The organism is Dermatobacter hominis (genome assembly GCF_020715685.1).
In the GTDB taxonomy this organism is placed as follows: Bacteria; Actinomycetota; Acidimicrobiia; order Acidimicrobiales; family Microtrichaceae; genus Dermatobacter; species Dermatobacter hominis.
The window spans coordinates 2,914,131-2,924,546 of the sequence record NZ_CP085840.1; the positions used below are offsets into that span (position 1 = coordinate 2,914,131).

At 76.7% G+C, this 10,416-nt stretch carries 11 protein-coding genes; 8 read left to right on the top strand and 3 right to left on the bottom strand.

Annotation, left to right across the window (positions count from 1 at the left end; all coding sequences use genetic code 11):
* The first annotated feature begins 22 nt into the window (after nucleotides 1-22).
* The 7 genes from LH044_RS13840 to LH044_RS13870 all read left to right on the top strand — a co-directional run bounded on the left by LH044_RS13840 (nucleotide 23) and on the right by LH044_RS13870 (nucleotide 5,004).
* Nucleotides 23-940 (top strand): sigma-70 family RNA polymerase sigma factor, encoded by a 918-nt coding sequence (locus LH044_RS13840; protein ID WP_227756171.1) that lies wholly within the window; start codon nucleotides 23-25, stop codon nucleotides 938-940.
* Between the two features lie 166 nt (nucleotides 941-1,106).
* Nucleotides 1,107-1,829, top strand: coding sequence for a CpaE/TadZ family protein (locus LH044_RS13845; protein WP_227756172.1), 723 nt, complete (start codon nucleotides 1,107-1,109; stop codon nucleotides 1,827-1,829).
* Nucleotides 1,826-2,938 carry a TadA family conjugal transfer-associated ATPase gene (locus LH044_RS13850; protein ID WP_227756173.1) on the top strand — a complete coding sequence of 371 codons (1,113 nt, stop codon included), beginning with the start codon at nucleotides 1,826-1,828 and terminating at the stop codon, nucleotides 2,936-2,938. The genes LH044_RS13845 and LH044_RS13850 overlap by 4 nt, the downstream gene beginning before the upstream one ends.
* Nucleotides 2,935-3,621 (top strand): type II secretion system F family protein, encoded by a 687-nt coding sequence (locus LH044_RS13855; protein ID WP_227756174.1) that lies wholly within the window; start codon nucleotides 2,935-2,937, stop codon nucleotides 3,619-3,621. The genes LH044_RS13850 and LH044_RS13855 overlap by 4 nt, the downstream gene beginning before the upstream one ends.
* Nucleotides 3,618-4,364: a type II secretion system F family protein gene (locus LH044_RS13860; RefSeq protein WP_227756175.1), complete on the top strand. Its 747-nt coding sequence runs from the start codon at nucleotides 3,618-3,620 to the stop codon at nucleotides 4,362-4,364. The genes LH044_RS13855 and LH044_RS13860 overlap by 4 nt, the downstream gene beginning before the upstream one ends.
* Nucleotides 4,361-4,618, top strand: a complete 258-nt coding sequence (locus LH044_RS13865) for a DUF4244 domain-containing protein (protein WP_227756176.1) — start codon at nucleotides 4,361-4,363, stop codon at nucleotides 4,616-4,618. The genes LH044_RS13860 and LH044_RS13865 overlap by 4 nt, the downstream gene beginning before the upstream one ends.
* Nucleotides 4,615-5,004 carry a TadE/TadG family type IV pilus assembly protein gene (locus LH044_RS13870; RefSeq protein WP_227756177.1) on the top strand — a complete coding sequence of 130 codons (390 nt, stop codon included), beginning with the start codon at nucleotides 4,615-4,617 and terminating at the stop codon, nucleotides 5,002-5,004. The genes LH044_RS13865 and LH044_RS13870 overlap by 4 nt, the downstream gene beginning before the upstream one ends.
* Nucleotides 5,005-5,020: 16 nt before the next feature.
* Here the strand turns inward: LH044_RS13870 and LH044_RS13875 are convergent, their stop codons facing one another.
* Complete coding sequence (locus LH044_RS13875) at nucleotides 5,021-6,004, bottom strand: alpha/beta hydrolase (RefSeq protein ID WP_227756178.1); 984 nt, start codon at nucleotides 6,002-6,004, stop codon at nucleotides 5,021-5,023.
* A gap of 92 nt (nucleotides 6,005-6,096) precedes the next feature.
* On the bottom strand, nucleotides 6,097-8,586 hold the full coding sequence (sftH, locus tag LH044_RS13880) for a DEAD/DEAH box helicase (RefSeq protein ID WP_227756179.1): 2,490 nt from the start codon (nucleotides 8,584-8,586) through the stop codon (nucleotides 6,097-6,099).
* Between the two features lie 90 nt (nucleotides 8,587-8,676).
* Here sftH and LH044_RS13885 point away from each other — a divergent pair, with 90 nt between their 5' ends.
* Nucleotides 8,677-8,997: an STAS domain-containing protein gene (locus tag LH044_RS13885; RefSeq protein ID WP_227756180.1), complete on the top strand. Its 321-nt coding sequence runs from the start codon at nucleotides 8,677-8,679 to the stop codon at nucleotides 8,995-8,997.
* A gap of 128 nt (nucleotides 8,998-9,125) precedes the next feature.
* Here LH044_RS13885 and LH044_RS13890 read toward each other — a convergent pair whose 3' ends face one another.
* On the bottom strand, nucleotides 9,126-10,340 hold the full coding sequence (locus tag LH044_RS13890) for an acyl-CoA dehydrogenase family protein (protein ID WP_227756181.1): 1,215 nt from the start codon (nucleotides 10,338-10,340) through the stop codon (nucleotides 9,126-9,128).
* Nucleotides 10,341-10,416: the final 76 nt, after the last annotated feature.

Sequence of the window (10,416 nt, forward strand, 5' to 3'; positions counted from 1 at the left end):
GGTGCAGGTGACGAACCAGCGTGTGGAACGAGACGACGAGGACCTGGTCCGCCGGTACCTCTCGGAGATCGGCCGCTACGAGCTGCTCACCAAGGACGACGAGGCCTGGCTGGCCCGGACGATGGAGGCGGGCGACGACGCCCGCAAGGAGCTCGACTCGGGGGCCCGTCTGACCGCCGCCCGGCGGCGGGAGCTCCGGCGCGCGGTCCACGCCGGCGAGCAGGCGGCGGAGCAGTTCGTGCAGGCCAACCTCCGGCTCGTGGTCTCGATCGCCAAGAAGTACCAGAGCTCCGGCGTGCCGCTGCTCGACCTCGTCCAGGAGGGCAACCTCGGCCTGATCCACGCCGTCGAGAAGTTCGACTGGCGCAAGGGCTTCAAGTTCTCGACGTACGCCACGTGGTGGATCCGCCAGGCCATCACCCGGGGCATCGCCAACACGGGCCGGACGATCCGGATCCCGGTGCACGCCGGCGACACGATGACCCGGGTCCAGCGCACCCGCTCGCGGATGGAGCTCGAGCTGGGCCGTCCGCCGACGACGGCGGAGCTGGCGGTCGAGGTCGACCTCCCCGAGGAGAAGGTCGTCGAGACGCTCCTGTACGCCGCGGAGCCGCTGTCGCTGTCCGAACCGCTGCGCGAGGACGCGGACGCCGTCCTCGGCGACCTCGTCCCCGACGACGGTGTGCCGACCGACCGCGCCGCGACCGACTCGATGGTGCCGGCGCTCGTCGACGACCTCCTCTCGTCGCTCGACCCGCGCGAGCGGGAGGTGCTCCGGCTCCGGTACGGCCTCGACCGCGGCGAGCCGCGCACGCTCGAGGAGGTCGGCGAGCAGTTCGAGCTGACCCGCGAGCGGATCCGCCAGATCGAGGTGCGGGCGATGTCGAAGCTCCGGCACCCGTCGAACGAGTCGGGCGGCCGGGACCTGCTCCTCGTCTGACGGGGTAGCGGCCGCCGACGCGCCGCTGATCCGACCGGGGCGCGGTCCCCGGTGCGCGACTGCGCGCCCGCCGCCTACGGTCGGCGCGGTCGGGGCCCGCGCACCCCTCGGGCCCGACGCTTCCCCTCCACGTGCCGCGCGGCGTGCCGCGTCCGGGAGGTCGGTCGTGCTCCTCACCCTCTGGTCGGTCAAGGGCGGCTCGGGCACGTCCACCGTCGCCGCCGGCCTCGCCAGCGTGCTCGGGCGGGGCGGCGGACGGCGCACGCCGGCGGCGGCCCCCCTCCTCGTCGACCTGGCCGGCGACCAGCCGGCCCTGCTCGGCCTGGCCACGCCGGCAACCCCCGGCGTGCGCGACTGGCTCGCGACCGACGGCGGCGATGCTGCCGCGCTGCGGCGGCTCGAGGTCGACACCGCCGCCGGGCCCGCCCTCGTGCCCGCCGGCGCCGCGACCGGGTGGCCGGCGTCGCGCTCGCCCGACCTCGTCGACGCGCTCCGGGCCGAGCGCCGGCCCGTCGTCGTCGACGGCGGCACCGTCGGCCGACCCCTGGACGGCGGCGCCGAGGGCTCGCCCGACCGGCTGGTGGGCGAGCTCACGTCCGCCGGCACCTCGCTGCTCGTCGTGCGGCCCTGCTACCTCGCGCTCCGCCGGGCGGTGGCCGCGCTCGGCCCGCAGGGCGGGTTGCGCGCCGACGGCATCGTGCTCGTCGCCGAACCCGGTCGCGCGCTCGACGCCGTCGACGTGGCCCGGGCGGTCGGCGTGCCGGTGCGCGCCACGGTCGCCGCCGACCCTGCGGTGGCCCGTGCGGTCGACGCGGGCCTGCTCGCGGCCCGACTGCCGCGCTCCTTCGGTCGCTCGCTGGACGCCCTTGCGACCGAGGTGGGCGCGTGAGCGGCGACGTCGACGACCGGGTGCGGCGGCGCTTCCGCGCCGGCGAGGACGCTCGCGACGGCGACACGCAGCGCGGGACCGATGCACCGGCGCCCGAGCGGGCCGTCGACCAGCTGGCCCGCCTGCTCCGCGAGGAGGCGCCCCTGCTCGGCGACGACGAGGTCCGGCGCCGCGCCCGGTCGCTGGCGGTCGACCTCGTCGGCCTGGGGCCGGTGCAGGCCCTGCTCGACGACCCCGCGGTCACCGACGTCCTCGTCAACGGCCCGGGCGAGGTGTGGGTCGAGCGCCACGGACGCCTCCACCCGAGCGGCGTCGTCGTCGACCGGCCGGCGGTGGATCGGGCCATCGAGCGGCTCGTGGGGCCGCTCGGCCTGCACGCGGACCGGGCCCACCCGGTGGTGGACGCCCGCCTCGCCGACGGGACCCGCGTCACGGCGGTCCTGCCGCCCCTGGCCGTCGACGGCCCGCTCGTGGCGGTGCGACGCCACCGGCGCGACCCCGTGCCACTCGACCGCATGGCCTCGCCCGCCGTGGCCGACCAGCTCCGGCGGCGCCTGGTCGGTCGGCGCAACCTGGTGGTGTTCGGCGCGACCGGGTCGGGCAAGACGACGCTGCTCGGCAGCCTCTGCGCCGAGCTCCCCGCCGACGAGCGCGTCGTGACCGTCGAGGACGTCGCCGAACTGCGGCTCGACGGGCGCGGCATCGTTCGGCTGGAGGCCCGGCCCGGCGGTGCCGACGGCGTCGGTCGGGTGGGGTTCCGCGAGCTCGTCCGCGTGGCCCTCCGCCTGCGGCCCGACCGCATCGTGGTCGGCGAGGTGCGCGGCGCCGAGGCCGCCGACATGGTGTGGGCGCTGAGCACCGGCCACGACGGCTCGATGTCGACCCTGCACGCCGCCACCGCCCACGACGCCCTGCGGCGGGTGACCTCGTTCGCGGTGGCCGGCGCCGACGGTGCGCCGGTCGGCGTCGTGCAGGACCAGGTCCACGCCGCGGTGCACTCGCTCGTCGGGACGGCCCGCCTGCCCGACGGAGGACGGCGGGTCGTCTCCGTGCACGACGTCGTCCCGGCCGACGGCCGGCTGGTCCCCGTCGCCGAGGACGGCCCGTGACGGCGGTGTTCGCCGCCCTGGCCGCCGCCGCCCTCGGGTGGTGGGCCCGCCGTGCGGTCGCGCGCGCTCGGACGACGCACGACCGGCGCCGCGCCGCCGTCACCCTCCCGGGCGCGGTCGCCGACCTGGCCCGGTCGGTCCGCGCCGGCGCGACGCTCGAGGTGGCCGTGCGGGAGCTGGCGCCCACGACCGACGGCGTGCTCGGCACCGAGCTGCGCGGCGCGGTCACGCTGCTCGACCGGGGCCACGGCGTCGATCGAGTGCTCGACCTGTGGGGCCGGGCCACGCGCATCGAGGGCGTGTCGCTGCTCGTGGCGGCCTGCCGCTTCTCGATCGGGCGCACGGTCGCGCTGGAGCGGGCGCTCGACGGCGTGGCCGCCGCCCTGCTCGACCGGGTGGAGGTCGGCGACGAGGTCCGGGCGCTGGCCGCGCAGGCGCGGACGTCCGCGATCGTGCTCGTGGCGCTGCCGCCGGCCGGCGCCGTGCTGTTCGGCCTGCTCGACCCGGGGTTCGCATCGGTGGTCGCCGCCACGACCGCCGGTCGGGTGTGCGTGGCGCTCGGGCTCGCGCTCGACGGTGCGGGCGCGCTGGCGTCCCGCGCCCTGGTGCGCCGGGCCGTCGAGGGACCGGCGCGCCCGGGTCGTCGCCGTCCCGCCCTGCCCTGGTGGGAGCCCGCCCGGTGATCGCCTCGTGGGTGCTCGCCGTGGCCGTGGCGTGGGCCGTCGCCGTGCTGGTGGTCCCCGGGCCGCGTCCTCGGCGGTTCCCCGAGGACGACGCACCGCACGCCGATCCGGGCGCCGTCGGCGACCGTGCTCGTCGACGGTGGCGCGCGCCGGCGGCGCTGGGCGGCGGTCCGCGATCGCGCCGTCGCCCGGCCCCGGCCTCGGCCTCGGCCCCCGAGCTCGACGACCTGGCCACGTGCTGCGACCTGCTCGCGGTGGCCGCCGCGTCGGGTGCCACGGTGGCCGGCGCGATCGGTGCGGTGGGCGGGGTCGGTCGTGGCCCGGTGGGTCGCGCGCTCGGTCGCGCCGCCACCGACGTCGAGCGCGGCCTCGGGGTGGCCGACGCCGTTGCCGGGCTCGCCGGGGCGCTCGGCCCCGCCGCGCAGCCCCTCGCCACGACGCTGCTGACCGCGGCGAGCTCGGGAGCGCCGCCGGCGCCCGCGCTGCTGCGGCTCGCCGACGCCGAGCGCCGACGCGCCCGGCGGCGCGTGGAGGCGCGGGTGCGGCGGCTGCCGATCCTGCTGCTCCTCCCGCTGGTCGGCTGCATCCTCCCGGCGTTCGTGCTGCTCACGCTGGTCCCGGTCGGGCTGTCGGCCGCACGCGGCGCCGGGCTCACCGCACCGTCGGGGGCGCCGGTCGAGCGGCCGGTGCCCGCCGTCCCCCTTCCCCCGCCCCTCCCGACGCCGAGCGGAGGCCACCGATGACGAACCACCACCCGAACGACCCGCCCCCCCGCCCCGTGCCGCGGGCGCGGCCCGACCCGCTCGCTGCGCTCTGGGCGCGCTGGCACGCCGTCCCGCGGCGCGACCAGGCCGGGCAGAGCACGGTCGAGTACGCCCTCGTGCTCCTCGGGGCGGCCGCGGTGGCGCTGGCGCTCGTCGCGTGGGTCACCCGCAGCGACGCGGTGTCACGCCTGTTCGACGCCATCGTCGGCCGGATCCTCTCCCAGGCCGGGTGACGGGGCGCGCGGGCGTCTGCGGCACGCGCCGGACCGAGCGCGGCCAGGCGACGGTCGAGCTCGCGCTGCTGCTGCCGGTCGTCGTCACCGCGCTGCTCCTCGTGGTGCAGGTGGGCCTGGTCGTCCGCGACCGCGTGCTCGTGGTGCACGCGGCGCGGACGGCGGCCCGGGCGGTGGCGGTCGACCCGACCCCCGCCGCGGCCCGGGCGGCGCTCGACGACGCCGGCGCCGGCGACGTGCGCGTCGCGGTCCGTGGCGACCGGCGGCCGGGCCGCCTGGCCACGGTGACCGTGACCGCCTCGCCGACGGCGCTCCCGCTGGTCGGTCGGGTGCTCTCGGGCGTCGAGCTGCGCGAGCGGCTGTCGGTCCGCGTCGAGGGACCGTGAGGGCGCCGTCGACCGGTCAGCCGATGCGGTCGAGGAGCGCCCGGGCCTCGACCACGATCTGGAGGACGGCGCCGGCGTCGGGGGCATGCCCGCCCTCGACCCACACGCGCCGGGCGGTCGGGAGGGCGTCGCGCAGCTCGGTCGCGTTCGCCGCCTCGATCAGCTCGTCGTCCCGGGCGTTGACGACCAGCATGGGCCGGTCGTCGATCTGCGGGGCGAAGCGCACCGGGTCCCAGGCGGAGATGTCGACATCCGCGGGGTCGATGCCGGCGTTGACCATGGCCGGCCGGTACTCCGCGCCGGGCACGATGAGGATCGAGCCGCCGATGCGGTCGTCGGCCGCCACGATCGGCACGCCGCCCATGGCGCCCATCGACACGCCGACGTAGGCGATCCGGCCGCGGCAGTCGACGTTGGCCTCGAGCCAGTCGATCGACCGGCGCACGTCGACGAGCTCGTCGCGCATCTCGCGGTCCCCGGCGCCGCCGCCGAGCACGCGCCCGACGTCGGTGCCCCACGCCATGTCGGGGGCGATCGTGGTCCAGCCCATCAGCGCCAGCGGCGCGGCGACCAGGCTCATCTGCGACCGGTCGCCGCCCAGCCCGTGGACCACGACCGCGCACCCGGCCGGGGTGCCGGTGGGTCGGGTCACGGTGGCCGCCACCTCGTGCGCGGTCCCGTCGACACCCGGGGAGGCGAACGTGACCGTCCCGTCCGGGCCGACCGGCGACGCAGCCAGGTCGACGGGGTCGTAGGCGAGCAGGGCGGCGGCGTCGGGTGCCGGTCCGCCGTCCGCTCCCGATCGCGGCGGCGTGGCCGAGGTCGCGGGCGCGGCCGGGGCCGGGTCGCCGTCCGTGCGGAACGCCAGCACGGCGGCGAGCGCGATCAACGCGACCAGCACCGCGACCGACGCGACCACCGCGGCGGTGCGCGCCCGGCTCCGCGTCGGCGGATCGGTCGGCGGATCGGTCGGGGGGTCGGTGCGCGGCGGAGCGTCCATCGGCGTCGGACCAGCGTGGCGCACCGCCGAGCGGCGTGGGCGTCGCGTGGGTCGCCGGCCGAGCGTGCTCCCAGCCCGGTCGACGGACGGCGTCAGGACGCGGGTTGCGCCGACGGCTCGTCGGCCGCCACGGTCGCGCCGAGCGTCGCGGCGAGCAGCCGTGCGGCGGCCTCCTTCGCGAGCGGCTCGTTGCCGTTGCCGCACTTCGGCGACTGCACGCAGCTCGGGCAGCCGTCGTCGCAGCCGCAGGCCCGGATGACGTCGAGCGTGGCGGACAGGTGGCGGTCCGACGCGTCGAAGGCGAGCTCGGCGATGCCGGCGCCGCCCTCGTGCGCGTCGTGGATGAACACGGTGGGCATCCCGGTGTCGGACAGCCAGGCGGTCGACACGCCGCCGACGTCCCAGCGGTCGCAGATGGTGAACAGCGGGAGGATGCCGATCGCCGCGTGCTCGAGCGCGTGCAGGGCGCCAGGCAGCTCCCGGTCCGAGATCCCGGCGCCGCCGACGAGCTCGTCGGAGAACGTGTACCAGACGGCGCGGGTGACGAGGTCGGTCGGCGGCAGGTCGAGCGGCGTGCGGTCCAGCACCTCGTGGGTGCGGACGCTGCGGGTCTGGTAGCTGACGACCTGGGTGGTCACCTCGACGGCGCCGAGCGCCAACCCCGCGGCACCCACCCGTCGGGTGTCGGACTGCTCGAGGACCCGGATCGAGGTCTCGGAGCGGGTCCGGGTGTACACGCTGCCGTCGGCCGGCTCCACGAGCGCGGTGCGGCCGTCGAGGTCGAGGTCGACGACCGTCCAGGGCCGGCCCTGGTGCAGGTACACGGCGCCCGGGTGCACGACCGCGGCGGCGCGCCCCGCCTCGACGGTGCCGATCAGCTGGTCCTCGGTGTCGCGGATGCGCAGCTCGCCGCGCGACGCCGAGCGCAGCCCGATGGTCGGGGCGGGCAGGCCGCGGCCGGTCCACACGACCACGCGCCGGCCCTTGCGCCGGCGGACCGAGGCCCGGTCGCTGATCACCAGGCGGCGGACGCCCTCGTCGAGCTGCTCGGGCCAGAGCGCCTCGTCCGCCCGGCTCAGCGCCTGCTCCTGCGCCGCGCACGCCAGGTGGGGCACGTACACGAAGGGGTTGTCGGGGTTGATGACCGCCGGCTCCGGGCTGCGGCCGAACAGCTCGTGCGGGTTGCGGACCATCCACTGGTCGAGCTGGTCCTGACCGGCCACGAGCACGGCGAGGGAGGGGCGCCGCTCGCGCCCGCCGCGACCGACCTGCTGCCAGAACGACGCGATCGTCCCCGGGTAGCCGCTCAGCACCACCGCGTCGAGGCCGCCGACGTCGACGCCCAGCTCGAGCGCGCTGGTGGCGACCACGCAGCGGAGCCGTCCGCTGAACAGCTCCTCCTCGATCTCCCGCCGCTCCTCGGCCAGGTACCCGGCCCGGTACGACCGCACGGTCGGCGCCAGCTCCTCGGGCAGCCGGTGGCGGATCTCGGACGCGACGAGCTCGGTCGCACGTCGGGAGCGGCAGAACACGAGCGTCCGCAGGCCGGCGGCGACCAGCCGCGCCGCCGCGGACGCGGACTCGGCGTGCACCGACCACCGCCGATCGACGGCGCCGCTCGCGGCCTCCATGTCGTCGAGCTCGTCGAGCCCGGCCTCGGGATGGTCGAGTCCGGCGTCGTCGAGCCCGGCGTCGGGCGAGGGGTCGGCGGGTGCGGCCCGGGCCCCGTCGGGCGGGAGGGCGCCGACGAGCTCGGCCTCGGGGTTCCACAGCACGACCGTCCGGGCGCCCGACGGCGAGCCGTCCACGGTGATCGCCTGCACGTCGAGCCCGCAGAGCTCCGACGCGAGCCGGGCCGGGTCGCCGATCGTGGCCGACGTGAAGACGAACCGCGGCGAACCGCCGTAGGTCTCCGACAGCCGCCGGAGCCGACGCAGCACCTGCGCCGTGTGCGTGCCGAAGACCCCGCGGAGCACGTGGAGCTCGTCGACGACGACCAGCTCCAGCCGGTGCAGGAACGCCGCCCACCGCCCGTGGTTGGGGAGGATGCCGTGGTGGAGCATCTCGGGGTTGGTGAGGAGGATGTCCGCGTTGGCCCGGACCCACGTGCGCTCCTCGGGCGTGCAGTCGCCGTCGTAGGTGGCCGCGACCACGCCGGGCAGGTCCCAGCTCGCCAGCGTCCGCAGCTGGTCCTGGGCGAGCGCCTTGGTGGGGAACACCATCAACGTGGTGGCCCCCCGCTCGAGCGCGGCCTCGGCCGCCGGCACCTGGTAGCAGAGCGACTTGCCCGAGGCGGTGGGCGTGGCGAGCACGACCGACCGGCCGTCGCGCACGAGGTCGATGGCGCGGGCCTGGTGCGACCACAGCGGGACGTCGCCCAACCGCCGTTCGAGCTCCGGATGCAGCGGCTGCGCCGTGGCGGCCAGCCGCGCCGGGCGCCCCTGGATGCGCTCGACGTGGACGAGGCGCGGGTCGGTGGACCAGTCGGCGACCAGCGCGTCGATGCGGTCCTGATCGGTCGGTGCCGGATCGGACGGGAGGTGCTCGGGATCGGTGGGAGGGGGAGCTGACGGCGCGGCCATCGCGCCCGGAACGCTACGCCACCGCCCTGACGGTCCCCCGGGCACCCGCGCCCCGGGGAGACCCGGCGAACCGGCCGGTAGCGTGGCGAGGTGCTGTTCGACGTGCGGGTGCTGCCGGAGGGGGACTGGGACGTCCTCTGCGTCGTCGGCGACCTCGACCTCGCCACGGTGCCGGCCCTGCGCCAGAGCTTCGACCGGCTCGACTCGCCGGCGTCGGCGGTCGACCTCAGCGGCGTCGACTACGTCGACCCGGTCACCCTCGGCGTGCTGCTGCTCGGCGCCCTGCGCGCGGGGCGCGCCGGCGGGCGCTTCGCCGTGGTGTGCCCGCCCGGACCGGCCCGCGACCTGCTGGCCGAGACCGGCGTGGACCGGATCCTCACCGTCGTCGACGACCGGTCCGCCCTCCCCTGACCGGTTTCTGACGCCACGAGGTGGGCCTGGTGACGCATGGATGACACGAGAATCCGGGCCACCGGTTTCTGACGCCACGAGGTGGGCGTGGCGACCAGGTTTTGGCGTCAGAAACCGGGGGAGGCGGGTCAGCCGGCGTGGCGGGCGAGCTCCTGGCGGGCGACTTGGCGACGGTGCACCTCGTCGGGGCCGTCGGCGAAGCGCAGCGTGCGCAAGCCGGCGTACATCTGGGCGAGGGGGAAGTCGTCGGACACGCCGCCGCCCCCGTGCGCCTGGATCGCCCGGTCGACGACGCGCAGCGCCATGTTCGGGGCCACGACCTTGATGGCCGAGATCTCGATGGCCGCGCCCTTCGAGCCGACCGTGTCCATCAGGTACGCGGCCTTGAGCGTGAGCAGGCGGGCCTGCTCGATCTCCATGCGGGAGTCAGCGATCCACTCCCGCACCACGCCCTGCTCCGACAGCGGCTTGCCGAAGGCGACCCGCTCGGTGACCCGGCGGCACATGAGCTCGAGGGCGCGCTCGGCGATGCCGATGCAGCGCATGCAGTGGTGGATGCGGCCGGGGCCGAGCCGGGCCTGGGCGATCGCGAACCCGGAGCCCTCCTCGGACAGCAGGTTGGACGCCGGGACGCGGACGTCGGTGAAGTCCAGCTCGCAGTGGCCCTCGCGGTCGTTGTAGCCGAACACCGGCAGGTCACGGACCCGGGTCAGCCCCGGCGTGTCCATGGGCACGAGGATCATCGACTGCTGCAGGTGCCGGGGCGCCTCCGGGTCGGTCTTGCCCATGACGATGAGGATCTTGCAGCGGTCCGACGCCGCGCCCGAGATCCACCACTTGCGGCCGTTGAGGACGTAGTCGTCGCCGTCGCGCTCGATCCGGAGCTGGATGTTCGTGGCGTCCGACGAGGCGACGTCGGGCTCGGTCATCGCGAAGGCGGAGCGGATCTCGCCCTCGAGCAGCGGCACCAACCACTGCTCCTGCTGCTCGGGCGTACCGAAGAGCGACAGCACCTCCATGTTGCCGGTGTCGGGCGCGGCGCAGTTGAGCGCCTCGGGCGCCAGGGCCGTCGAGCGGCCGGTGATTTCGGCGAGGTGGGCGTAGTCGAGGTTGGAGAGGGGGTCGGGCGTCCACTCGGTGCGGTGGGGGAGGAAGAGGTTCCAGAGCCCCCGCTCGCGGGCGGCGGCCTTCAGCTCCTCGACGATCGGCGGGTGGGCGTGCGGGTCGCCGGCGGCCGCCATCTGCTCCCGGTACACCGGCTCGGCCGGGTAGACGTGGGTGTCCATGAACTCGAGGAGCCGGTCACGGAGCTCCTTGCCACGGTCCGAGGGTTCGAGGTCCATCCGCCGTCCTCACGTCGATCTGGTGCCGGTCCGGAGGCCTCCGACCGGGCCCGCCGGGCGCTCCGGAGGGGCGTTC